The sequence below is a fragment of the Rothia sp. HMSC069C03 genome (assembly GCF_001811075.1).
GTDB lineage: Bacteria > Actinomycetota > Actinomycetes > Actinomycetales > Micrococcaceae > Rothia > Rothia mucilaginosa.
Map to the genome: position 1 here is coordinate 224595 of NZ_KZ627140.1, position 24618 is coordinate 249212.

At 58.8% G+C, this 24618-nt stretch carries 21 protein-coding genes and 1 tRNA gene; 14 read left to right on the forward strand and 8 right to left on the reverse strand.

Features of this window, described 5'->3' with window-relative positions:
- Positions 1-806: 806 nt before the first annotated feature.
- The 3 genes from HMPREF2779_RS09260 to HMPREF2779_RS08070 form a co-directional block, all read right to left on the reverse strand.
- On the reverse strand, positions 807-1226 hold the full coding sequence (locus tag HMPREF2779_RS09260) for an LGFP repeat-containing protein (protein WP_233992324.1): 420 nt from the start codon (positions 1224-1226) through the stop codon (positions 807-809).
- 127 nt (positions 1227-1353) lie between these two features.
- Positions 1354-2682, reverse strand: coding sequence for a lysozyme (locus HMPREF2779_RS08065; RefSeq protein WP_233992325.1), 1329 nt, complete (start codon positions 2680-2682; stop codon positions 1354-1356).
- A 677-nt stretch (positions 2683-3359) separates the two neighbouring features.
- A complete protein-coding gene (locus HMPREF2779_RS08070; RefSeq protein ID WP_049327782.1) occupies positions 3360-3932 on the reverse strand; it encodes a flavodoxin domain-containing protein in 573 nt (190 codons plus the stop codon).
- 521 nt (positions 3933-4453) lie between these two features.
- On the opposite strand from HMPREF2779_RS08070, the gene pyk reads away from it, so the two are divergent.
- Complete coding sequence (gene pyk, locus HMPREF2779_RS08075) at positions 4454-5917, forward strand: pyruvate kinase (RefSeq protein WP_105361260.1); 1464 nt, start codon at positions 4454-4456, stop codon at positions 5915-5917.
- A 219-nt stretch (positions 5918-6136) separates the two neighbouring features.
- Here the strand turns inward: pyk and HMPREF2779_RS08080 are convergent.
- Positions 6137-6219 (reverse strand) — tRNA-Leu (locus HMPREF2779_RS08080).
- A gap of 347 nt (positions 6220-6566) precedes the next feature.
- Between HMPREF2779_RS08080 and ffh the strand changes: the two genes are divergently transcribed.
- The 8 genes from ffh (at position 6567) to HMPREF2779_RS08120 (ending at position 14809) form a co-directional block, all read left to right on the forward strand.
- Entirely contained in the window at positions 6567-8144 is a 1578-nt protein-coding gene (ffh, locus tag HMPREF2779_RS08085; RefSeq protein WP_105361261.1) for a signal recognition particle protein, read from the forward strand.
- A 115-nt stretch (positions 8145-8259) separates the two neighbouring features.
- A complete protein-coding gene (locus tag HMPREF2779_RS08090) occupies positions 8260-11034 on the forward strand; it encodes a hypothetical protein (protein ID WP_105361262.1) in 2775 nt (924 codons plus the stop codon).
- A 12-nt stretch (positions 11035-11046) separates the two neighbouring features.
- Positions 11047-11535 carry an NUDIX domain-containing protein gene (locus HMPREF2779_RS08095; RefSeq protein ID WP_049345639.1) on the forward strand — a complete coding sequence of 163 codons (489 nt, stop codon included), beginning with the start codon at positions 11047-11049 and terminating at the stop codon, positions 11533-11535.
- A gap of 332 nt (positions 11536-11867) precedes the next feature.
- Positions 11868-12281 (forward strand): 30S ribosomal protein S16, encoded by a 414-nt coding sequence (rpsP, locus tag HMPREF2779_RS08100; protein ID WP_105361263.1) that lies wholly within the window; start codon positions 11868-11870, stop codon positions 12279-12281.
- Between the two features lie 2 nt (positions 12282-12283).
- Positions 12284-12529, forward strand: a complete 246-nt coding sequence (locus HMPREF2779_RS08105) for an RNA-binding protein (protein ID WP_012903360.1) — start codon at positions 12284-12286, stop codon at positions 12527-12529.
- A 181-nt stretch (positions 12530-12710) separates the two neighbouring features.
- Entirely contained in the window at positions 12711-13373 is a 663-nt protein-coding gene (gene rimM / locus HMPREF2779_RS08110) for a ribosome maturation factor RimM (RefSeq protein WP_005505693.1), read from the forward strand.
- A 3-nt stretch (positions 13374-13376) separates the two neighbouring features.
- The gene (gene trmD / locus HMPREF2779_RS08115) at positions 13377-14312 is read left to right on the forward strand and encodes a tRNA (guanosine(37)-N1)-methyltransferase TrmD (protein WP_105361264.1); all 936 of its coding nucleotides are present in this window, start codon (positions 13377-13379) and stop codon (positions 14310-14312) included.
- A 209-nt stretch (positions 14313-14521) separates the two neighbouring features.
- Positions 14522-14809, forward strand: a complete 288-nt coding sequence (locus HMPREF2779_RS08120; RefSeq protein WP_005508125.1) for an antibiotic biosynthesis monooxygenase family protein — start codon at positions 14522-14524, stop codon at positions 14807-14809.
- 681 nt (positions 14810-15490) lie between these two features.
- Here HMPREF2779_RS08120 and HMPREF2779_RS08125 read toward each other — a convergent pair.
- Positions 15491-15907 carry an MmcQ/YjbR family DNA-binding protein gene (locus HMPREF2779_RS08125; protein WP_105361265.1) on the reverse strand — a complete coding sequence of 139 codons (417 nt, stop codon included), beginning with the start codon at positions 15905-15907 and terminating at the stop codon, positions 15491-15493.
- A gap of 127 nt (positions 15908-16034) precedes the next feature.
- On the reverse strand, positions 16035-16787 hold the full coding sequence (locus HMPREF2779_RS08130; protein ID WP_105361266.1) for an MBL fold metallo-hydrolase: 753 nt from the start codon (positions 16785-16787) through the stop codon (positions 16035-16037).
- 90 nt (positions 16788-16877) lie between these two features.
- Here HMPREF2779_RS08130 and HMPREF2779_RS08135 point away from each other — a divergent pair, with 90 nt between their 5' ends.
- The 3 genes from HMPREF2779_RS08135 (at position 16878) to HMPREF2779_RS08145 (ending at position 20106) form a co-directional block, all read left to right on the forward strand.
- Positions 16878-17483 (forward strand): CGNR zinc finger domain-containing protein, encoded by a 606-nt coding sequence (locus HMPREF2779_RS08135; protein ID WP_105361267.1) that lies wholly within the window; start codon positions 16878-16880, stop codon positions 17481-17483.
- A 77-nt stretch (positions 17484-17560) separates the two neighbouring features.
- Entirely contained in the window at positions 17561-19240 is a 1680-nt protein-coding gene (gene ettA / locus HMPREF2779_RS08140; protein WP_070633972.1) for an energy-dependent translational throttle protein EttA, read from the forward strand.
- 290 nt (positions 19241-19530) lie between these two features.
- Positions 19531-20106, forward strand: a complete 576-nt coding sequence (locus HMPREF2779_RS08145) for an HdeD family acid-resistance protein (protein ID WP_105361268.1) — start codon at positions 19531-19533, stop codon at positions 20104-20106.
- Positions 20107-20240: 134 nt separating this feature from the next.
- Here HMPREF2779_RS08145 and HMPREF2779_RS08150 read toward each other — a convergent pair whose 3' ends face one another.
- Positions 20241-21149: an acyl-CoA thioesterase gene (locus HMPREF2779_RS08150; protein WP_049363065.1), complete on the reverse strand. Its 909-nt coding sequence runs from the start codon at positions 21147-21149 to the stop codon at positions 20241-20243.
- A 205-nt stretch (positions 21150-21354) separates the two neighbouring features.
- Between HMPREF2779_RS08150 and HMPREF2779_RS08155 the strand changes: the two genes are divergently transcribed.
- Both HMPREF2779_RS08155 and HMPREF2779_RS08160 read left to right on the forward strand, forming a co-directional pair.
- On the forward strand, positions 21355-22218 hold the full coding sequence (locus HMPREF2779_RS08155) for a DUF8185 domain-containing protein (protein WP_105361269.1): 864 nt from the start codon (positions 21355-21357) through the stop codon (positions 22216-22218).
- Between the two features lie 276 nt (positions 22219-22494).
- The gene (locus HMPREF2779_RS08160; RefSeq protein WP_105361270.1) at positions 22495-23100 is read left to right on the forward strand and encodes a phosphatase domain-containing protein; all 606 of its coding nucleotides are present in this window, start codon (positions 22495-22497) and stop codon (positions 23098-23100) included.
- Positions 23101-23243: 143 nt separating this feature from the next.
- On the opposite strand, the gene HMPREF2779_RS08165 is transcribed toward HMPREF2779_RS08160, so the two are convergent.
- Positions 23244-24401, reverse strand: a complete 1158-nt coding sequence (locus HMPREF2779_RS08165) for an SGNH/GDSL hydrolase family protein (RefSeq protein ID WP_233992326.1) — start codon at positions 24399-24401, stop codon at positions 23244-23246.
- Positions 24402-24618: the final 217 nt, after the last annotated feature.

A 24618-nucleotide genomic window follows, 5' to 3' on the forward strand; every position in this document is an offset into this window, starting at 1 on the left:
TGGGGGGGGGGGAGTAGGGGTACTCTTTCTGCTGTGCATACGACGCGGGGGTGCGTCCTAGTGTTTTTAACTAGCGTTTCTAACTAGATGTTTAGTGCCGGGTTTTTGAGAGCCGTTATCGTAAAGATCTGAAAATCTCTGTGAGTGTGACACACCTAAACGTAATAAATCTAGGAATTTATTTTTGAAATATCCAAGGAAATATCTCAAAATTCCCACCAAATTAGTTCAATAGATCCACCTTATTTGACTCTATAGACCTTAAAATGCATACTTACATTGTAAACATTCAACTAATAGTTGAAGCATAATATTTTCCGAAGAGATAGTTTCGAACGTCCCTGCACATACCCTTGATGTATCGGGATGTAACGTGTGAAGGTTTAGGCCCTCCTAGATGTCGATTCCTTCTCCCGGAACGTTATACCCGGATGAATTTCAGCATCTTCGTACCGTGCTGTTATTCACCGTTGAGTCCTTACTTCCGGTCAGGCGCCCCTCTAGACACCTTCGGAAGAGGTCTCACTAATCCGAAATTCTTGGACGATTCCGCACTAACGCTTCGCGGCGGCGCACCGCCTCGACATAAATTTACCTGCCTGCACGGGTAACATAGCCGGGTTCTCTACTCACTCGGTAGCCCACCCGCTACAGAGCACATCTTGATTTTTGTGTTGTTCAAAAGATACGACCTGTAGCGAAAGAAAGAGGGGCACCTCTGCCAGGTGCCCCTCGTTTTTATATGCGTTTATATGCGCGTTTTATCGTTAATTAGATTACACGCCGTTTAGTAGCTGCCGCGCTGTTTAGTAGATTCCACGCTGCGCGGTCCAGCGGATCGTGCCGCGCTCAAAGTCCATGTAGTACACGCCGTTCACATAGGACTCGTCGCCGCGTGCCGCACCGTAACGGGCGGTGTTCTGCGCCCAGTGCTTGAAGATCGAGTCGTTAGCGTTCGTCTCATAGGCGCCGTACGCATCCGACCAGAGCAGTACCTTGCCCGAGGCGAACTGAACCTGAGCACCCATGGAGGTGCTAGTCTCGTCGGTCACCGGAGCACCCCAGGTGCCGCGGTGCTGCATGAAACGGTGGTAGAACGCGCCACCGGTGTGCAGGCGGTGGGCGCCGGTCTGCGCGGACCACACGTAGGTGGTGCTACCCGAGAACTCCTGCTTGATGATGCCGTTACCCAGGTTCTGCTCATCGGTTGTGGGAGCGCCCTTCATACCCGCCTTGCGCCAGGCTGCGTAGAATGCGCCGCGCTCGTTGATAATGTGGGTGCCGGTAGCGGCAGATCAGTAGGCACCCTCACCGTTAGCGAAGGACACCGCCATAGTGTCGGAGCGGGACTCCTCATTGGTGGCAAGGCCGCGGAAACGAGCCACATCCGAGCGGAACTTCTGATCCAGGGCACCGTTGGTGACCAGCCAGCGCGAACCGTGCGAGTTCGTCCAGTAGATGGTCTTGTTGTTGGTGAACTTCTGGGCGTACACGCCGTTGCCCCAGGGAGTACTCGGTGCCAATCGGGTTGCCGTAGAAGGCGCGGTTCTTATTCCAGAAGTTGCCAATGCCGGTGCGAATATCAATGGAGCCGGTCGCGGTGGTCACCAGGTTAGGATCCTGAGCGGCGCGGTCTTCTAACGCACGCTCCTCAACTACGCGGTCCTGACCGTTCGCCCAGTTGCGGTGCACTGCGTTGGGATTCTTTGCCAGAACCTTCAGATCGTTCACGGTGCCGGGGAAGAAATTCGAGTCACCCACGAACGGGCCGGAGTCGGTGAACTGCCAAATGTCGTAGCCGCTCCAACCCGCCGGAATTGCACCGACCACGGTCGAGTAGCTTGCCAGGTGCAGCGGCAGAGTGCCGAACTGCGGCGAACCCACGCAGTGCGACCACCAGGAGGTTGCGGTGTACACCATCGGGGCGCGACCGGTCAGTGAACGGTAGGTGTCCACGAAGTTGCGGGTCCAGGCGGTCAGCTGCGCCGGGGTCATATTGAAGCAGGTGTTGCCGTACTCGAGGTAGGGGTTGAATTCAATATCCAGCAGACCCGGCAGGGTCTGGCCGTCAGCAGTCCACGCGCCACCATTCTGCACGAAGTATCGTGCCTGATCGGCGCCAGAAGAAGTGCTGGGGTTCGCGAAGTGGTAGGCGCCGCGTACCATGCCGACCTGCGCCGAGCCGTTGTACTGCTGAGCGAAGTAGGGGTTGGTGTAGTAGGTGCCCTCGGTTGCCTTCACGTAGGCGAAGCGGGAACCTGCGGCGTAGGCACTCACCCAGTCAACGTTCTGCTGGTGCGAGGAGACATCCATACCGAGGGTGCCGCCGGAGGGAGACCAGGAGGAGCGGCCCTGTGCCAGTGCTTGACCGGATGCCAGACCCTGACCAGCCGCCAGACCCTGTGCCGAGCTTTGGGTTGCGGAAATACCGCTCAGAGTTGCGGTAGAAGCGGGGGAGGTGGCACCGGTTCGTGCGTTCGCGGTGCCCAGTCGTTCGCGCTCGCCCGCACCCATGGCGGGGTTGGAACGTTCGACCAGGGACGCATCCGGAGCGGGAGCGTAGCTGAGCTCCTCGTAGGATGCGTTGGGGTTGGCCTCTGCGGCTGCGCTCGCGGTGGGAGCGGCAAATGCAGCGGGAACGGAGGTGAGGGACGCGGCGACCAGGGTGACTGCGGACGCCATGATGGAGCGGGCTGCCGCGGAGCGCGCGGCAGTCTGGAGTTTCTTTATTGATTTTTGCCTGTGTTTGAGAGGTGGATGTGTCGATGCGGCCCTGTGTGGGGCTTCTGGCACGAGTGAATATGTGGGGTAGTTGAAGTGATGTGTGTGTCGGTTGCCGGGTATGTCAAGCGGCTGACACAGCTATCAGCCTACGGTACCTGCACCGCTGTGCGCAATGCTTTGGGGTGTCATCCTGGCGGCATAATTTTCATGGAGTGCACAGTAATTTGGGGTCTTTGGGGGACCTGTTTGGTTTTGCGGCTTGTCGGTGCATTTATGGGCTCAATTTTTTGCAAAAAATTTTAGGTGCGCGACACGCCGGGGCATTGTGAATTTCACTCTGTGGACTGCTCTGTCGGAGGCTACGCTGCCGGGGCTTTGGCTTGCGGACATAAGGAAAGGGGTGGGCCGCACACACAAAGACCCACCCCTCATGTTCCGGGTACTGTATTTGGCGCGGCCTCGCACCGGCACCCGGAGTTGCATGGTCGATGCAGGAGAGATGAAGAGTCATCGACCACGTATATGGTGCCTGTTGGCACGTTTATCTCGGCTCTTCCCGCCCGCTCTTTCAGGTTCTGATGTCCGGCTGAAAGAGACGGGTGGGAAGAGGTGAAAGCTTGTGTTTCCCGAAGGACTTAGAGGAACTTGGCGATGTCCTCGACCAGCGGCTTGAGGGTCTCGCGATCGATATACTCAGCCTTACCGGTCTTGTAGCATTCGAGCATCTGCTGAATACCCTCGTTCGGGTGCGGGTTCGCCATGAGCCATGCGCGCACCGGGCCCTTCAGGGCAGTCTTGTGAGCCAGCGAAATCTTGTCGAAGTCGATGCCGCCACGCAGGTGGTAGACGGGGCGACCTTCGGTCAGTTCGGGGGTGTAGCTCTTGGCGACAGCCTTGTCCAGCAGCTTCTTGGAGTATTCACCGGTGAAGGAGACGGTGAAGAACGCGGTGCGGTTCTTCTTGGGCGCAATAATCGGCAGGATCTTCTTGCGAAGTGCCGGTGCACCGTTGAGGAATCCACCGTAGTCGCTGCCGGCAATGACGAAAGCGTCGAATGCCTCAGCCTGCTCGGGGGTGACCTTGGAGGCGGGGACAGTCTCAACCTCGGGGGCCTGCGGGAGTGCACGCAGATCTTCTGCCAGCCAGGTGGCGTACTGTTCGGTGTAGCCGTAGGTGGAGCCGAAGATAATCAGCACGCGAGTAGTCATCTGTGAACCTTCCAGATATATTTCGCATTTCAAATACTAATTATGGGTTCCAATATAGGCTAGGCGCGCGAAAATGTGAAATCGCCCAGCTTTTGGATGCCCTATCTATCTTCTCATAGCCCACTCTGAGTGTCTCTATGTTTTTGAAATATGCTCGAACGTTCTCGAGTGCGACTAAATATTGTGCAGTGCTGGCTATCTATGGGTAAAAAGTACCCTAATTTACTTTCTGGGAGAGGCGGAGGTGGTGGGGGTGAAAACCGGCTTTCTGTGGTGTGTTCGATGGAGGGGGGTAACATTCAAAATGCGACGTGAAACACAATTTCTTCGGTGGAAAGAGTTGGGAGAAACATACCCAAGAGGGCGCAAAACCCCTATAATTGAGAAAGAGTCCCACGCATCCGGCATGTGGTTACCTGTTAGAACGCGTGGGAATAATTGGGAATTTGACGTTAGTCTTCCCCGGAAAATCAGTGTGATCCCTCAGGGGTCACACAAAACAACACACAAAGGTTAGGTACATGAGGCGCGCAAAAATCGTTGCAACCATCGGTCCGGCAATCGAATCTCCCGAGAAGATCTTCGAGGCAATCAAGGCTGGCCTGAACGTCGCCCGTCTGAACATGAGCCACGGTGACCACGCCGAGCACCAGGCACGCTACGACACCATCCGTGACCAGTCTGCAAAGCTCGGTAAGGACGTTGCTATCCTCGCCGACCTGCAGGGCCCCAAGATTCGCCTCGAGCGTTTCGCAAACGGCAAGGAATACCTTGAGCCCGGCGCAGACTTCACCATCACCTCCGAAGACATTGAAGGTACCGCAGAAATCTGTGGCACCACCTACAAGGGCCTGCCCGGCGACGTAAAGCTCGGCGACAAGCTCCTGCTCGACGATGGCAAGATTCGCCTCGAAGCTATTGAGGTAACTCCCACCCGCGTTCGCACCCGCGTGGTCGTTGGTGGTCCCATCTCCAACAACAAGGGCATCAACCTGCCCGGCGCAGCAGTCTCCCTGCCCGCGCTGACCGAGAAGGATGCAAACGACCTGCGCTTCGCACTGAAGATGGGTGCAGACATCATTGCACTCTCCTTCGTCCGTACCGGTGCAGACGTTGACCCCGTCCACAAGATCATGGAAGAAGAGGGTATCCGCGTACCCGTCATCGCCAAGATCGAGAAGCCCCAGGCAGTTGAGAACCTGCAGGACATCATCGACAAGTTCGACGGCATCATGGTCGCTCGTGGTGACCTCGGTGTTGAGCTACCCTTCTCCGAGGTTCCCCTCGTCCAGAAGAAGGCAATCGACATGGCACGCCGCTGGGCAAAGCCCGTCATCGTGGCAACCCAGGTGCTCGAGTCCATGACCGACAACCCCGTCCCCACCCGTGCAGAGGTTTCTGACTGCGCTAACGCAATCCTCGACGGTGCAGACGCAGTAATGCTCTCCGGTGAGACCTCTGTCGGTAAGTACCCGATCCTGACCCTGCAGGCTATGGCCGAGATCGTCAAGGACACCGAAAAGGGCGGCCTGTACCGCGTGCCCGAGCTGGACCGCAAGCCCCGCACCCGCGGTGGTGCAATTACCCGCGCAGCAGTGAACATCGCTGACCAGCTGGACGCAAAGCTCATCGTTACTTTCACCCAGTCCGGTGACTCCGCACGTCGTCTGGCACGTCTGCGCCCCGAGACCCCGATTGTCGCGTTCACCACCAGCCCGAAGGTTCGCTCCTTCCTGTCCATGCTGTGGGGTGTTGACGCTGAGCAGGTTGAGATGATCACCGATCAGGAAGGTCTGTTCCAGTTCGTGGACGAGTACCTGCTGAAGAACGGTCTGGCAGAAGCTGGCGACCTGGTCGTCGTTGCTGCCGGCGCTCCCGCAGGCCGCGCAGGTACCACCAACATGGTTCAGGTACACCGCGTCTACGGTGCTGAGGGCGAGCGTGAGACTCTGCGTCCTTACGAGGAGAACGAGGTCAAGCGCTAAGCTGCTCACCAATCTTTTTCGATGCGTAGCTGAGGGTAATCCTCAGCCTGTACGCTAGGTATATAGAACCGCCGCCCGGTCGTGAATTCTCACGGCCGGGCGGCGGTTTTGTGTGTTGGTGTAGTTGTCCCATCTGATGCGCGGGTGGGGTACAAGGGGTACAGAAGCGGATACAGAAAAGCGGCGGGAAAGCTTGAAGCTTTCCCGCCGCTTTTGGGCTGGTGCCCGAGGTGGGACTCGAACCCACACTCCGAAGAACCTGATTTTGAGTCAGGCGCGTCTGCCAATTCCGCCACTCGGGCATATCACGCATTTGTGCGTAACACATTTAGAATTCTAACCCAGGCTGTCTAGAAAATCTAATCTATCAGACGTGTTGGGGGCGCCGAGGCGGGGCGCGGAACATCTACTGAGGGTTTCTGTTGCGCCTCTATGAGGGGGTAAGTCTGGTACCTGCCGCGCATTTGCTGAGGGGTGCGGGAGGGGATGTTGAGCGTAAATCCTGAGCTCAGGGTGAACCGGCGCCACTTATCCACAGGTGGAGGCGGGGGAGAAAGCGCGCATCCTGTATCCTTAAAGACTGACTAACCATCCCCGTTCGCCTTCGCGGCTGGGGGCCACCTCAACGTTAAGAAAGTGATCACGGCTCGTGTTCAATTCTCTCTCCGACCGCTTGACGGCAACTTTTAAAAACCTGCGCGGCAAGGGCCGCCTCTCCGAGGCAGACATTGATGCAACCGTCCGCGAAATCCGCCGCGCCCTGCTCGACGCTGACGTCGCCGTCCCCGTGGTCCGCGAATTTACCGCCCACGTGAAGGAACGTGCTCTCGGTGCGGAAGTTTCCGAGGCACTGAACCCCTCCCAGCAGATCGTCAAGATCGTGAACGAGGAGCTGGTGAGCATCCTCGGCGGTTCGACCCGCCGCATCAACATGGCGAAGAGCGGCCCGACCATCATCATGCTGGCGGGTCTGCAGGGTGCCGGTAAGACCACCCTGGCGGGCAAGCTGGCTCACTGGCTGAAGGGCCAGGGCCACACCCCGATGCTGATTGCATCCGACCTGCAGCGCCCCAATGCGGTGACCCAGCTGAAGGTTGTTGGTGAGCGTGCGGGTGTGCCCGTGTACGCGCCGCACCCCGGTGTGACCAGCGAGTTTGACGTGCCCACCGGTGATCCCGTGCAGGTGGCACGTGACGGTGTGGCTGAGGCTCGCGCTAAGCTGCACGACGTGGTGATTGTCGATACTGCGGGTCGTCTGGGTGTTGACGCTGAGCTCATGCAGCAGGCACGTAACATTCGTGACGCTATTGAGCCGCACGAGGTTCTGTTCGTTATCGATGCGATGATCGGTCAGGACGCCGTGAACACCGCTAACGCCTTCAACGAGGGTGTGGACTTCACCGGTGTGGTCCTGTCTAAGCTTGATGGTGACGCTCGCGGTGGTGCGGCGCTGTCGGTGGCTTCGGTGACCGGCAAGCCGATTATGTTCGCGTCCACCGGTGAGAACGTCACTGACTTTGAGCAGTTCCACCCGGACCGTATGGCAAGCCGCATCCTGGATATGGGTGACATCCTGACTCTGATTGAGCAGGCTGAAGCTCAGTGGGATAAGGCTGAAGCCGACCGCATGGCGAAGAAGTTCATCGATCAGGAAGACTTCACTTTTGAGGACTTCCTGGCTCAGATGCAGCAGATTCGTAAGCTTGGTTCCATGAAGAAGCTGCTCATGATGATGCCCGGTGCGGCTCAGATGCGTCAGCAGCTTGAGGCTTTCGATGAGCGTGAGATTGACCGCGTGGAGGCGATTGTTCGCTCCATGACCCCGCACGAGCGTGTGGCTCCGCGCATCATTAACGGTTCTCGCCGTGCCCGTATCGCTAAGGGTGCGGGTGTGACCGTGTCTGAGGTGAACCAGCTGATGGAGCGTTTCGCTCAGGCTCAGAAGATGATGAAGAAGCTTGCTTCGGGCAAGATGCCCGGCATGCCCGGTGGTATGCAGATGCCCGGTATGGCGGCTGCGGCCGGTGGCGCTCGTAAGAACGCGAAGAACAACAAGAAGAAGAAGGCTCGTTCCGGCAACCCGCAGAAGCGTGCGGCGCAGGAGGCGGCAGCAGCTAAGGCGCAGCAGGCTCGCGCCGGTGCTGCGTTCGGTCAGCAGGGTCAGAACCAGGAGATGGATCTGTCCAGCATGAACCTGCCGAAGGGCTTCGAGAAGTTCCTGCAGTAAGAGCAAATATGAGCCCCGTGAGGGGTGGTACGGGTGCGCACGTGGTGACGGGGCGCACCCGTACCGGTATGGTGCCCGGTTTGGGTGCATGAATGGGTGTGAAGGGAAGGTATCAATGGCTCAGAACGAGCAGAATTGGGATCGAGAGAACGCGGATGATCAGCTGAATGAGCAGGTCACGCCGTGGTCTCAGCGCGCCTTCGCTGATGATGCTGTAGAGGACCCTGCCGGTGACTCTGCTGGAGAATCTGCAGGAGAGTCTGTAGTTGAGGAGAGCTCGCTGGGCTTCTCTGATGCTCCCGCAGAGGATATTGAAGACAACCCTTCGGGCAATCTAGAAGACGGCATCGCACACGACTATGCGGACGGCTTCGACAATGAATCGAGCATCCTTCCCGGGTACACCCCCGTCTGGGCGCGTATCGCCCTCGAGTACGGGGAGCACTCCGCCGAACTGGCGGGCGACCTCGTCTACTCCAGCGAGAGCGACGACCCCGCCGTTGACGACGTTGCCGCAACCATTCTGAACCTCATTCGTGAAGCCCGCAGCATACACGATGAGGTGAAGGCGGAAGACCCCGATACGCAGCGCGCCTGGAACGACCGCACGAAGGTTGACCGCCTCGCCGCCGCCCTGGAGAGCGAAGAATGGACCGTCGATAAGCTCACCGGCATGTGGGACGACGCCCCCGCACCTGCCGGAACCGGCGAATCGGATAGCCCCGAGTACCTGCGCGCCCAGGACGAGGAGCGCACCGCCGAGAAGCATCGCAATGAGCGCATCGAGCAGACCATGGAGCTGGAGGAGAAGATTCAGCGCCGCCGCATCATGGCTCGTTCAACCACCGATGAGGAGCTGATTGCCGCCCTCATTGAGGCGACCGCCGCCTCCCCGGAGCTGATTGCTTACGAGATGGGTGAGCATCAGGTGCAGCTCTACGTGCTATGCGCTGTGGATGATGAGGGCTACATGAACGTGCTGGAGGTCGCTGACGGCCACCTGCACGTGGGTACCCCCGTTGAGGATTACGTGGCGCAGCTGGTGGATCAGCTGCCGGTTACCGGTGCCGCCCTTGAGGGTGAGGCGACCGTGTGGGAGGAGCTGCCCAATGGGCAGGGTGAGCTGGAGTTCCTGGTGGACGGTGACGCCGCCATGCTCGTTGACCTGCCCATTGACATGATTACCGGGCTTCTTTTGGCGTACCTTCCTGCCGGTACTCGGCAGGTTGTTGCCGCGCCGGCGGGGGAGTGGACCCTCATTTCTGCTGACACGGTGGACCTGATGGCGCTGCTGGGCCTGCTGAACTGCAACGCCCTGATTGCTGAGGGTAACGCGAACCAGCAGCACCTGGTGGTCTATGAGGAGCCCGCCCGTGAACCCTACTCGGATGAGGAGTGGTACCTGGAGGCGTTCGGCGAACCCTACGAGAATATCGTGGAGGAGTTCACCTGGCAGCGTGTGCCTAAGCGCCTGAACCGTGCCCTCAGCCGTGAGGAGGTCGCACGTTTTGGTGGCGTGTTGGAGGACCTGCTGTCGGAGCTTCCCGGTAGCGCCCCGGAGCTGTCGGGTTCGAAGATTTTCGGTTCCGATGAGGAGGAAATCGAGCAGGGCATCGCTAATGTCATGGCGATGTTTGGTGTGGAGGCTGACTCCATTGCCGGTCGCCGTCTGAATGCGTACCTGCGCGATACGAGCAATACCCTGGCGTTGGAGTCGGTGCTGCAGCTGCTGGATGTTCCCACGGAGCTGGCGCTGGTGCCGACCACCGGTTTTGATGTGGCGTCGATTAGCACGGCGCGCATCTTCGGCAACGAGGATGAGGGTTTCGCGCAGCCTGCGGCTGAACCTGCTGAGGCTGAAACTGCTGATGTGCCTGAAGGTACTTTCTCTGGGGAAGATGAGGAAGTCGAGCCCTACCCGGGTAACTTCCCCTCGCCCATGGAGCGTAGCTACCGACTGGTTGCGACCGGCCGCCGCGTGACCCTCGCCGAGTGGATGGACGCCATCAGCGAAGGCCATATTCCCTTCGAGTACACTCATATGTCTTTCCCGGAAGACGCTCTTGATGAGGAAGAAGACTTCCTGGACGCCGAGGCGTTTGATGACTTCGAGGGTCCCTATGAGCAGGACCGCGATTTCGAGAAGGACGATGCGCAGCCTACGGGGGGCAGGAATTTCACCCCGGAGGAAGAAGAAGCTGTTCTTGCCCATTTGAGGGCTGCCCTCGCACCGTACTCCAGCCAGTCTTCCGCATCGCAGGCTGAGGCGACCTCGGCTGAGGGTGCACAATCTGATGCCGCGGCGGGCGACGAACCTGCGCCGAACGCATCGCAGAATACCGAGCATCAGGCACCGGCATCCCAGGGCCCCGCACCGCAGAGTTCATCCACTCAGGGCCCCGCGCCTCGTTCGCGCCGCAAGCGCCTGACCCCGGAGCAGATTCGTGCGAAGACCCGCCGTGTGGGTCTTGTCCTGGGCACGGATGTGACGGCTCAGAGCGCTATTGCCCTGACCTTGGCGAATGTGGCGCGCCGCCGCCGCGCGCAGGGTAAGGCGAGCCGTAAGTTCTCGGTGGCTGCCGCGCTCTTTGCGCTGAACGCTACGGTCGAGTCGGCTCTGATTCCGACGGTTCTGCGTTCTTTCGAGCAGACCCAGTTGAAGAAGCATGCCCGCCCGGTTGCGGATGCTGAGCTGGTGCATCCGGGGGATACCACCGGTGAGCAGCCCTCGACCAAGCGCACTCTCATTGATGACCTACGTGAGGGCAACTACCGCACGGTGGAGGATGCCGCCCCGTCCATGGAGCAGGCACCCTCTGGACTGCGTGAGCGTGCCCTGGGTATAGTGCGTAGCATCAGGCAGCGCGCTGCGAAGAAAACCGACCGCTAAAGGAAAGAAGCCATGAAGGATTCCTATCTGAGCGATGAAGAGCTGAAGGCTTTTATCGCCACCCTGCCTACGCGCCGTTTGGCGGCGGGCGCGCTGATTCGTAATGAGCGCGGCGAGATGCTGCTGGTGAAGCCGAACTATAAGGACGGCTGGATTCTTCCCGGCGGTACCGTGGAGGCGGGCGAGGCCCCCAAGCCCGGTTGCGAGCGTGAGATTGTGGAGGAGCTGGGCCTGGACCTGAAGCTGGGTCGCGTGCTGCTGATTTTCCACGGCCTGTCGCTGGGTGTGTGGGGTGATTCGACCTACTACATGTACGACGGCGGCGTGATTGCGGCGGATACGAAGATTACCCTGCAGGATGCCGAGCTGGTGACCTACGAGTGGGTGGCTCCGGAGAACCTGGAGGGTTATGTGCGCCCGTCGATGGTGGAGCGTCTGCGTGAGTGCTACCGCGCCCTGGAGACGGGGGAGACTCTGGAGATGAGCAACCTCGACTCCTAGCCACATCAATTCCTAGCAACCTCGACTAGAGCTCATCGGTGAGGGCGCCGGGGCAGCTATTTGAGCCGAGTAACAGCCGAGTGACCGGGCACAGCCGGGCACATCACGGGAACAGAACGCTGTTTAAAAGTGATGTTCGGTGCCTGCGGCAATTATTTTTCCGTGTCGCTAGCTTAAAATCTCGGGCTCTGATACCCTAGCTGAGTACCCGGCGACGCGCGACCCCTCTCTTCGCGCGCCGTTGTGTCCATAGAGGCGCCGTGAATGGCCCGCCCCACGGGTGCTGAACCGCGTGCCTCGCACCAAATTATGAAACAGGAGTAACCACTAAAGTGGCTGTTAAGATTCGTCTCAAGCGTATGGGTAAGATCCGCGATCCTCGTTACCGCGTCGTGATTGCTGATTCGCGCGTCAAGCGCGACGGTAAGACCATCGAAGAGATTGGTATTTACCACCCGACCGAGCACCCCTCGCGTATCGAGATCAACTCTGAGCGTGCTCAGTACTGGCTCTCCGTCGGCGCACAGCCGACCGAGCAGGTTCTGGCTCTGCTGAAGCTCTCGGGCGACTGGGCTGCATTCAAGGGCGAGAAGGCAGAGTCCAAGGTTCTGCCCGTCGAGGCTAAGGCTGAGTTCGTTGTTCCCGAAAAGAGTTCCGTGATCCTGCCCGAGGCTATCACCCCCAAGGCTGAAGAGGCTGCTGAGGAAGCAGCACCCGAGGCTGAGGCTGAGGAAGCAGCTGAGTAATTATGTTGGCTGACGCACTCGAACACCTGGTTCGAGGGATTGTCGATCGTCCGGAGGACGTGAAGGTGCGCCTGCGCACTCAGCGTCACCGTGAAACCCTTGAGGTTCGCGTGCATCCGGATGACCTGGGCCGAGTTATCGGCAGGTCTGGTCGTACCGCCAAGAGCATCCGTCTGGTGATGGAGGCTATTTCTGATGGCGAGCCGATGCGTATCGACATTATCGACACCGACAAAAAGCGACGCTAGCTCGTAAACGCTTGAAGCCCCCGCTCCCGGAGTTTTTCCGGAAGGCGGGGGCTTTCGCGTACCCGGGTCCCGGTGGTAGTGCGGGCGGCAGAATGCGCCCGTCCTAAGTGCCCGGTAGAATAGTGGGAGCCGTGCACGTGCACGGCGTAGGTTTTTAGCTTGTATCCAGCGGAGGAAAATTATGCAGGTTGTGGTGGCTCGTATCGGTAAGCCTCACGGTATTCGTGGTGAGGTGACGGTTCAGCTCTTTACTGATGCCCCGCAGGAGCGTTTTGCCCGCGGTGAGGTGCTCGGTATCGAGAATTTTAAGCCCGGCTCTGCTGCCGCTTCGGTGGCGCCTACCGGTGAGCTGACGGTTGCCGGTGCCCGCTGGAACAAGAAGATTCTGGTGGTCCGTTTTGATGAGGTGACCACCCGCAACCAGGCTGAGGAGCTGCGCGGTAGCCGCCTGGTCTACGAGGTGCCCGAGGATGAGGGCGATGAAGAGGGCTTCTACGAGCAGGAGCTCGTGAACCTGCCCGTGTACCTGCTCGCTGACGTGCCCGAGGGTGAGAGCCCCGTGGATAACCCGGCTGTTGGCAAGCCGCTGGGCAAGGTGACCGGTCTGCAGACCATGCCGGTTCAGGATTTGCTGCTGATTAAGCTGGCTCGTTCGCCGCGCCTTGCATCCGGTGCGGGTGAAGAGATCATGATTCCGTTTGTTGAGGAGATTGTGCCCGAGGTGGTTCCCTCGACCGAGGATGAGCCCGGCTTTGTGCTGCTGACCCCTCCGGCGGGTTTGATTGACCTGGTCGAGGACGCTGAGCAGGATTCTGCGCAGGCGACCGAGCAGGCGGGGGAGTAGTCCGTGCGCTACGATGTGGTCACGATTTTCCCCGAGTACCTGGAGCCGCTGAAGCTGTCCCTGCTGGGTAAGGCACGCGAGAAGGGTCTGGTGGATCTGCACCTGCACGATCTGCGTGAGTACACCTTTGACCGTCACCGTACGGTGGATGACACCCCGTATGGCGGTGGCGCGGGCATGGTGATGAAGGCGGAGCCGTGGGGTTTGGCGCTGGATGAGGTGCTTGCCGCCTCCCCGCTGAACGTTACCGAAGATGCTTCTGAGGATGCTAAGTCTGAGGGCACTAGGCTCGCCGAACCCGCCGCTGATACCCGCCCGCTGCTGATTGTCCCGTCCCCGGCGGGTGCCGTTTTCGATCAGGCGATGGCGTATGAGCTGGCGGAGGAGAAGCATATTGTCTTCGCTCCGGCGCGCTACGAGGGCATTGATGAGCGTGTGCTGGACTGGGCGCAGGAGAGCTTCCGCGTGATGCCCGTGTCCCTCGGCGATTATGTGCTTTACGGTGGTGAGGTTGCGGTCATGGCGATGATTGAGGCTATCACCCGCCTGATTCCGGGCGCGATGGGTAACCCCGCCTCCCTGGAGGAGGAGTCGCATACGGGTGGTCTGCTGGAGTATCCGGTGTACACGAAGCCCGCGATGTGGCGTGAGCGTGAGGTGCCGGAGGTGCTGCTGTCGGGTAATCACGGTGCGATTGCGCGTTGGCGTCGTGACCGTCAGATTGAGCGCACCCTGGAGCGTCGCCCGGACCTGTTGGAGGCGTACCCGGTGGAGCAGTGGGATAAGAAGGATCGCCGCTTCTTGGCTGAGCGCGGGGTGTATTTTGCGAACCCGGCGAAGGTGGCTCAGAAGAAGGCGAAGAAGAACCCCGCACCGCAGGCTGATAGCGCGGCTCAGGCGGCACAGCCTGATACCGTGCAGGCCCAGCCGGATTCCTAAGCTTCGAACGGGTGCCTGCGGGTGCCTCGTGATTCTTTGAATGGGGGTTAGCGTCATATAACTGTTAGTTGGCGCTAACCCCTATTTTTTGTACCCGCGAACCGTTATTCTGAGGTTAACCTCGCTAAGAATATAGCTCACCTATAGCTGGTGCGAGGTTATAACCCGCTTTCATCGTTGAAAGCATGTACTCAACAGAAGGAGGACACATGTCCGTTGTTAAGGTTCACCGTTTGGCTGTCGTTGGCGACAATCGTGCTGAGCTGGAGAAGCGCTTTGCCGCTGCCCGCCACATCGCTGACTCTTTCCCAGGCTTTGAGGGGTTTGAACTGTGGCGCCCCCTGGATGAGGGTGGCGACTATTTCGTGGTGACCCGCTGGGTTGATGAAGCAAGCCATGATGCGTACGCGGCGGCTCGTCGTGAACGTGACCCGAATACTGTTGTTTCTCACGCTGATGGCACCATGAGCTTCGAGAAGGTGGAGTTCGGCGAGTAACCGGTCACTCTGGGGAAGTAATAGATAAATCCCGTCGGTAATCGCTCTGAGTAGGGGTTTATCTCATTTTTATCTCATATAGTGAGGGGTCGCACTAACTTTTCTATATATTGCTTTAAGTGGGTATTAGCCCATGTGGAGGCGATATAAGGAGGGTTTAGGGCGGCCCCTCCTTGATTTTTCGGGGCTTAAAATCCGCAGGTATTCGCTGTGATTGGATATGTGGGTTCGGTGCTATAAAACACCTGAAATACGCTCAATAGGAACAGGTGGAATACCTCAACCCGAAAGTGACACCGTGATGCAAAAAGGCTATTATTATTCTCGAGAGCACACATTCGTCCGTGCCGGTAGTTCGGGCGAAGACAGCGATCCCCTCTCAGCTACATCGCATGACGTAGCTGAGTCACTCAAGGGAAATATTCAGTGCACCCATGTGAGCGCCTCCTCTGCATAGGAAGATCTGGCAAGGGCGCCGACTCAACTATCACGTATTCACACAAGTGGTGCATGGTACGGAACCCCGCAATATATGGGATGGGAGCTTGGTGGTTCGAGCGTTCATCGTGGTTGATGACCCTCCCAATCGCGGATAGGAATGTGCTTTGCAAAGCGGGTGAGCAAGCCGGTGGTCCGGACCGGTGCTCGCCCGCTCCGCTGTTTAAAAGATTCCTTCAGACCCTAGTGCTTTTCGGGTACCGGGCGCTCGCGGAACTCGATGGGTCGCTTCGCCTTGGGTAGCGAGTACATGACGCGTAGGTACGCATCCTCGACCAACTCCTCTAGCACCCGCTCGGTGACGCCCTCGCCGGCACTCACAGAAATCCAGTGCCGCTTATTCATATGCCATGCCGGAATGATGCTCGGGTAGATGCGCTGCAACACCTCGGATTCTTCCGGGTCGGTTTTGAGGTTCACGATGGGGTAGCCGATGCCCTCCGTGTACATGGCGAAGATCTTGCCGCCCACTCGGTACACCGTGTGCTCGGGCCCGAACGGCTGATCGCGCGTCGCCAGCGGCATGGCGAGCGCGAGGCGGTCAACGGTGCGTTCGAGGTCCTCGGGGGCCAGAAGTTTGGGGGAGGGGTTTGTACTCATAGCTTCGAGTTTATCTGGTCATTGATGGGTTCTGTTGATGGACTCTATGGCGCTGACGTCTAAGGTGTTGATACAACAACTGGGGCGTATGCAATGGTTCGCATACACCCCAGAAATTTTTAGCGCTCTACTTATTCATGAGCTTGTAGTCAATTCCCTCGCGGGTAAAGGCCTGAATCGTATCCTGCAAGTCTTCACCCAGGTGGCCCCAAGAGTCGGTGTGGGCAATGTACACCCGCTGGGCGCCCAGAAGCTTTGCCGCTTTTGCGGTGTTTTCGGCGGTCATGGTTACGCTGAGCTCGGGTCCGAGGGGGCGTGCTGCACCCGCAAAAAGGATAGCGTCATCAACAGGCGCAATGCGCTGAGCAATTTCCTCTACAACGTGAAGTTCGGAGTTGTCGCCAGAAATATATACGGTCGGTTCTCCTGCGGCCTGCAGGAGGAAACCAATAACGGGGCCGGTTACCTCCTGAATTTCGGGGATGTTCGGGCCGTGGAGTGCAGGCATTGCGGTGACGGTAACTTCAGCAGAATCCTTTGCCACGATGAAGGTATCCCAGGGAGCCAGGCCGGTGACATTGGTGAGGCCTTCTGCCTGAAGGTTCTTTTCGCCGTCTTCGGTAGTGATGACGTGGCCGACCTTGGGGAGGAGGGCGCGGCCGCTAGTGTCGAGGTTGTCGGGGTGGGTGTCGTGCGAGAGCAGGACTGCGTCGATGGGGAGAACCGATTCGGGGGTGATGGGGGCACCGGCAGTCTTCTTGAGAACGGTAATGCCCATGTCGTAGTCCTGAGGGGCATCAAAGGTGGGGTCGGTCAGGAAGCGCAAACCCGCGTATTCAATCAGGACGGTGGGGCCGGTGATGACGTTAATCGTAGGCATAAAAGTGTTCCTCTCATGGATAAATTATGTTTTTGCCGTGATTAACAATAGGTATATTCACGGAAAAATACAAGTGATACCATGAGAAGTATGGAAAAATCTCACCGAACCGCCCACCTTCCTGCTGCACCCGGAAGCCAAGAACACCCCTGCATAGCGTTAGCAAATACGCTCTATATAACACCCGGTGGCGAACAATGCGATTTGCTCAGAACCCCAGAAACAGCCACTGAATGGGCGCACGAACACCACATCGTGAATAACTCGTATGAGCTACAAGCCTATTGCGCCAGCAGATTCATCAGCTTTCGATACGTCATCAAAGAACTGTTTGACGCGTACCTATATCAGCGCCCTCCCTACCCGGGTGCGCTTCATGCCGTTAACAAGACGGCACATGAAGCGCTCACCATGAACGCTCTAGCGTGGGATGCAGAAAACCGGCGGTACACGCGGCGAGTTGAAGACCCCCTCACCCAAGAGGTGGATTGCGCCATCGCTCGCATCGCTTATGATGCCATCACATTACTGACCGGCGAAGAAGCAGATAAACTCTCTGAATGCGAAGCACCCGACTGCGACCGCATCATGTTGCGAACCCATGCGCGACGTAGATGGTGCAGCGTGCGTTGTGGTGACCGTATCCGCGCCGCCCGCTCCTATGAACGTAAACGCGCGCAGGCTGAAGGTGACTAAAAATCGTGCAGGCTGAAGGTGGGGAATATTTGACTAAGTCGTCAGCGCGCCGCAGAATCACGCTAAAATAGGTAACTATGGCTGAATTTATTTATCAGATGATCAAGGCCCGCAAGACTGTGGGCGACAAGGTCATCCTTAACGACGTGACGATGTCGTTCTTCCCCGGCGCCAAGATCGGTATGGTTGGTCCGAATGGTGCGGGTAAGTCGACCATCCTGAAGATTATGGCTGGCCTCGACCAGCCGTCCAACGGTGAGGCACGCCTGACCCCCGGTTACACCGTGGGTATCCTCATGCAGGAGCCGCCGCTGAACGAAGAGAAGACCGTTCTGGGCAACGTTGAAGAGGGCGTGGGCGAAATCAAGTCCAAGCTGGATCGCTTCAACGAAATCTCCGCACTCATGGCTGAGCCTGACGCTGACTTCGACGCCCTCATGGAGGAAATGGGTCAGCTGCAGGAGGCTATCGACGCCGCTAACGCATGGGACCTGGACTCCCAGCTGGAGCAGGCTATGGAGGCGCTGCGCTGCCCGCCCGCTGACATGCCCGTTACCCACCTCTCCGGTGGTGAGCGCCGCCGCGTGGCACTGTGCAAGCTGCTGCTGCAGAAGCCTGACCTGCTGCTGCTCGACGAGCCCACTAACCACCTGGACGCAGAGTCCGTGCTCTGGCTGGAGCAGCACCTGCAGTCCTACGAGGGTGCCGTCATCGCGATTACCCACGACCGTTACTTCCTCGACCACGTGGCAGAATGGATCGCCGAGGTTGACCGCGGTAACCTGTACCCCTACGAGGGTAACTACTCCACCTACCTGGAGAAGAAGCGCGCCCGCCTCGAAGTTCAGGGCAAGAAGGACGCTAAGCTCGCTAAGCGCCTGAGCGAGGAACTGGACTGGGTCCGCTCCAACGCTAAGGGCCGCCAGGCTAAGTCGAAGGCTCGTCTGGCACGCTACGAGGAGATGGCTGCGGAGGCTGAGAAGACCCGCAAGCTTGACTTCGAAGAGATTCAGATTCCTCCGGGACCCCGCCTGGGTAACGTCGTTATTGAGGCTGAGAACCTGCAGAAGGGCTTCGACGGCCGTTCCCTGATTAACGGTCTGTCCTTCTCCCTGCCCCGTAACGGCATTGTGGGTGTGATTGGTCCGAACGGTGTGGGTAAGTCCACCCTGTTCAAGACCATCGTTGGCCTGGAGCCCCTCGACGGCGGCGAGCTGAAGGTCGGCGAGACCGTGAAGATCTCGTACGTTGACCAGAACCGCGCGAACATCGACCCGGAGAAGAGCCTCTGGGAGGTCGTCTCTGACGGTCTGGACTACATCCAGGTCGGCAACGTTGAAATGCCTTCGCGTGCGTACGTTTCCGCGTTCGGCTTCAAGGGCCCGGACCAGCAGAAGAAGGCGGGTGTGCTCTCCGGTGGTGAGCGCAACCGCCTGAACCTGGCGCTGACCCTCAAGCAGGGTGGTAACCTGCTGCTGCTCGATGAGCCCACTAACGACCTGGACGTTGAGACCCTCGCATCCCTGGAAAATGCGCTGCTGGAATTCCCCGGCTGCGCCGTGGTCGTCTCTCACGACCGTTGGTTCCTGGACCGCGTGGCAACCCATATCCTGGCGTGGGAGGGCACCGACGAGAACCCGGATCAGTGGTACTGGTTCGAGGGTAACTTCGAGTCCTACGAGAAGAACAAGATTGAGCGCCTCGGCCCCGAGGCCGCCAAGCCGCACCGCGTGGTGCACCGCAAGCTGACCCGATAGGGTTTAGTTCGGTAGCGAGCCCCGCCTCCTGCGCTGTTGAAGCGTGGGGAGGCGGGGCTTTGCTGTGCCCGCTAGATGCCATATGCGCTGGATGCCGTACGCGCTGTGTGTACTGGATGCTGCGCGCGTTGGCTGCTGTATGTGCTGGCGAGGGGAGGGTCGCGTGTTCGCCGGTAGAAATAGTTCGCTCAGTGGCGACCGATATATCGTGGCGGACTTCATATTTACGGTTTATAATGGGTATGTGCGTAAGTACAACTGACACATGTGATTACGAAGAGAAGAGCATTATGCTTTCAAAATATAACTGGATGTCCTTGGTTACCGGTCTGTTGCTGATTGCAGCGGCAATCTACATGTTCGCCAATCCCGCTATTCCGCTGGTAGTTCTGGGTTATGTGTTCTCCATTTCGGTGTGGCTTGGTGGCGTGTTTGAACTGGTACGTTACTTCGGCACGCCAAAGCAGGCACGTACCGGCTGGGACCTGGTTGACGGCATCTTGACCGTGGTGGCTGGCCTGATTCTGCTGACTGCCTCGGTGGGTGAACAGGCAACCTTCATCCCGACCATTGTGGGTACGTGGATGATTATGTGGGCGCTGATTCGTCTGATGACTGCCCAGGGCGTGAAATACCTGAGCTACGCCGCCGGACGCCACCTGCAGCTCTCTGCTATTGGTACCCTTATTCTGGGCTTGCTCGTGGTGCTGTTCCCGATAATCTACGGCGTGGCGGCAGTATGGATGGCAGCACTGGGTCTTCTGGTGACCGGTCTGGTATTCGTGGGTGACTTCTTTGTTTCCCGCCGCACCAAGAGCACCGTGCACATTTCCCCGGACGGTGTGATTGACGGCGAAGCTAAATAAGAGCTTCCAAACGGCTTCTAGACCGTACACTAGAACATAAGAAAGACCGTGTGAGACAACCACCTCACACGGTCTTTCTGTATGCTCTGCCAGGTTCGCCTGACGCCTTCCGGTAGTCCTAGCGGTGCTCTGCTTTATCGATATTCCGGCAGGCGGAACATCATTTCCTGCGCCACGGTCGCCACCAGCTCACCGGAACGATTGAAAATCGAACCCTGCGCGAGCATCCTGCCGCCCTGCGCGCTCGGGGAATCCAGCACGTACAGCAGCCACTCATCGGCACGCGCCGAACGGTGGAACCACATCGCGTGATCCAGCGAGGCGCTCTTGAGGCCCGGCTCCAGCCAGAACTTGCCGTGACGGCGCAGAGCCGGCTCCAGCGGCAGATAATCCGAAGCGTAGGCGATAGCGGCGCGGTGCTCCGCCTCCGAGGCCTCAGAACCATCAGCATGCACCAGGCGGTCAAAGGTCTTGAACCACACGCAGGCGCGCGGCTGTGTCGAGGAGGCATCCGCCTGAGTGTACAGGGGCGCGTCCACGTGTCGCATATCAATCGGGCGCTCCCACGCGACCGCCTGTGCAATGGGGTGGGGGAGCTGGCCCAGATAATCGCTGACCATCGGCAGCGACTCGGGGTCCGGCACCTCCGGCATGGTCACTGCGGTGTGCTCCGGGCCGCGGCTATCGGACTGGAAAGACATAATCGCCGAGAACATGGGCGCCTCATCCTGGAACACCTGCACGCGGCGGGTCGAGAAGGAACGGCTATCGTTCAGACGCTGAGTGGCGAAGAACAGTTCACGCTCAATATCGCCGGGACGCAGAAAATAGGCGTGAATCGAGTGGATGTCCTTGCCCTCCACCGTGCGGTCGGCGGCAATAATCGACTGGGCAAGAACCTGACCACCGAAAGTACGCGGCTGCTCGCGGGTGAGCGTCACACCGGTAGACACTTCATCGCTACCGAAGGAGGCGGGCGCCGCCTCCACGGGGGAGAGGTCCAGCATCCGCATGAGGTTTTGGGTCACAGTGGGCTTGGTCATGGTTTTATTCTCGCACGTTTTCAATGAACCGGTTTCTGGCGTAGAGTGGGAGAGCATGCTCTGAGACAACCACGACAGGTTGATTCGGAACATTGACTAGGAACGATGCCCCGGATTGTCGATCTGGAACGTCTGCCTAACACACCATCGCAGATATCACCCACCAACTTGCCACCGAGCAGGCCAACGCCGAAAAGGAGCAGAAATGACTACGCCGTCTGAAACCACCCCTGACAATACCCCCGTGCAGGAGAACGCTCCCGACCAGAACAGCGCACCGAATGCGGCAGCACCCATTGAGCTCAAGTACAACCCCCACGAAGGCGTGGAAGAACCCTACCTGATCCTGCCCGGCGGCGCGCAGGGTGCCGCAGTGGTCAAGGACCTTGCCACCTACACTTCTCGCGCCCTGGCGGTGAACCCGGACGCCGCTATCCGCCTGACCGCGCGCGGCCGCGTGGTGGCGGTATTCGCCTGCTCCCTGGAGCCGGAGGACGCCTCCTCGGACACCCCGGTCATCATGGGTCTGCGAGCCCTGCACCTGCTGGCTGACTCCACCCTGGACATGACCGTACAGGCGCAGGCGCTGCTGGACCGTCTGGCGCGTCTGCAGAAGCAGGCAGAAGAACAGGGCAACGAAGAGAACCCGCAGCTGGTGCTGTTCATGCCGCCGGTGACCGTTAACGCTAGCTGGGCTGGCAAGTCAGCCCCGCTCAGCGGCTGGTACGAGGTTGGTACCGTCCCGGTTGAAGAGTTCCACCGCGCCACCGCAGAAGGCCTGGAGGCGGTAGAACGCGCCCTGCCCGAGAACCCCGGCGCTGCTGTGCTTTCCACGGTGCGCTCGCGTATTTGGTCCTCCGATATGGTGCTGGAATACCTACCTGAGTTCGATACCGTGCTTGTTCCGACCGGCGCGGCATTCGCCCTGCGCGTGTTTGGTTTCATCCCGGAAGGCTTCACGGGCGATCTGCCGCTGTTCGCTGCGCATGTAGGTTCGGAGGAGTGGCTGCGCATTGTGGCGCCCGCCGGTATGGTGCTGGTGCGCCGCGGTTCCGGTTCGCTACTCTAACTTTCCTCGAGACATTTCTAGATTTTTTACGCTGGTGGTGTGGGCTCTTTGCCTGCGCCACCAGCGGTTTTTCTATGCCGTATGACATCAACGGGGTAGTTGTAATAATGACATTCGATAGGGCATTACTTTACGAAAATAGGGTATTCTAGAAAGACTACGCCCTTTCACCGGGGCGTCTTTGACACACCGATTACCAGCCACACCGCACGGGAACTCTTCCGCTGCGCCCTCACCAGGCGCATTCTTCCCGTACGGATCGAAAGTGAGACCTATATGGATCTGATTGCAGTCGACATTGACGGTACCCTTGCCAGCAACCGAGATCAGATGGACAAGTACCTGACCGGTTTCTTCGCAAGCAACCGCCGATTCTTCAAGGCCATCCGCAACGCCACGGTCAATGTTGAAGTTGCCGACCGTGTTCGCGAAATCACAGCAGACACCGGCGCAGAGGTCGTAGTAATTACCGGCCGCGATGGCACCTACATGAAGGAATTGAACCAGTTCATCGCCCGCGCAGGTCTGGAACCCAAGCACGTGTTCGCTAAGCCCGGCAACGACGGCTCCAACAGCCCCGCATGGAAGGACTCCGTCATTGAGTCCCTGATTGCTGACGGCAACCGCATTATCCACGCTTTTGAAGACACCGACCACGAGGTGTACCTGCGCCGCGGCATTCCCGTCACCTGGGTCGCCCCGATTCGCGACTACATTGGCGAATGGCACTACGAGTCGATCGACATTGACCCGGTCGCCTGGGCTGCCGAGCAGCGTGAGAAGGAAGCCGCTCGTGAGCGTCAGAAGCGTCGCCTTGCGGAGGGCGTGCTCGCACACCAGAAGGCTGAGGCGAAGGAACGCCAGGCAAGCGTCGCGGTATAAAACCCGCACACCAACTTAAGAGCTGCGGTGGGTAACCCACTCAAACGAATGAGGCGCCGGAAGGATTCAACCCTTCCGGCGCCTCATTCTAATGCTATATGCGTTGATCGAAGCTGATGTACTCGGCTGATTACACAGTTAGTTTACGCGGTGCCGAGCAGTTCACGCAGACGAGTCGCAAAGGGGCCCGCCAGCTTATGGTGCGCCTTCTCCTTCAGATGCACGCCATCAGCCATGTCACCCTCAGCCAGGTAGAGGCTCTGCCAGCCCGAGGTGTCCATGAACAGCACGCCGGTCTCGCGGGCACCCTGCCTTGCCACCTCGTTTGCCACGTGACGCTTATGCGCCACCTGCTTATCCGGTGCAGACGCCTCATCCATAGACACCACACCACCGAACACAATCTTCGACGACGGGTACATACGTCGCAGCTGCTCAATGACCTGAGTCTGGTGAGCGTTTACGTGCTCGCGCGCCTTCGTCTCATCCTCGTGAATGTAAATGTCATTGCCGGAGGCGTCCAGGTAAATCACGCCGGGGTTACCGCTCGGCAGAGCCCAACGGCCACCCATCACACCCTGATAGTAGGAGGGGCACACACCCTCGCGGGCAGTCACAAAACCGATGCCGCCGCAACGGAACAGGTACGGGACGAAACCTGCCTGCTTCAGACCCAAACCAACCCAGGAGGTTGCGGTCACCTGCGAGTCACCAATCACCAGGGCATCCTTAGCGCCAAGAACATTGGTGTTACGCGGCAGACCGTTCGCCTTATCCCAGTAGAGTTCAGCCTTCTCAAACTTGGTGTACAGAACGCCCTTCTTGGATCGCCAGCTCACCGGCAGACCCTCCCAACCGGCAAAGTCGCTGTACCCACGCTGCTTCCACCAGTGCTCGTAGACGCCGGATTCCACCGCAACCGGACCGTACTTGGGGGTGTACATGACCACGCCACCCTTGAACTGCTGAACCAGCATGTCGGCGGCATCAGCGGAGGTGGGGAACGGCGCCTGAATCTCACCGGTTGCCTGCGCACCCTCCTTGCCGAAGGCGTTCTGCGCGGTGCGTTCCATCTTCTGCGCCGGGGTGGTCGGTTCCGGAGTCGGCTCGGGGGAGGGGGACTCGCTGGGGCTTTCCTGCGCCGACTGGGTAGGCTCGGCGCCCGTAGCAGCGGTAGCAGCGGTGCTACCGGGTGCGGTGAAGCCTCCTGCGGAGTACACGCCAAAGGAACCGGCGGCAACCACAGCAAGGATTGCACCGGTCAGAGAAACTTTCGCGATAGGAGACTTGATAGAAGGCATGCACAACAGTATACGATAGGCGCAACCCCAAGTAGAGAGCTTTTGAGGGATATTCAAATGAAAATAACAAAAAATATGCACCGCAGTGACAAGAATTAGATTCGGTGTGCAAACCTGTATGCAAACCGGTGTGCAACTTGGGGCACAACTCAAAATAGAACCGGCATAAACCCCCATATAGAAACGTCCCCTCCCACCCCGAATCTCGGGGTAGAAG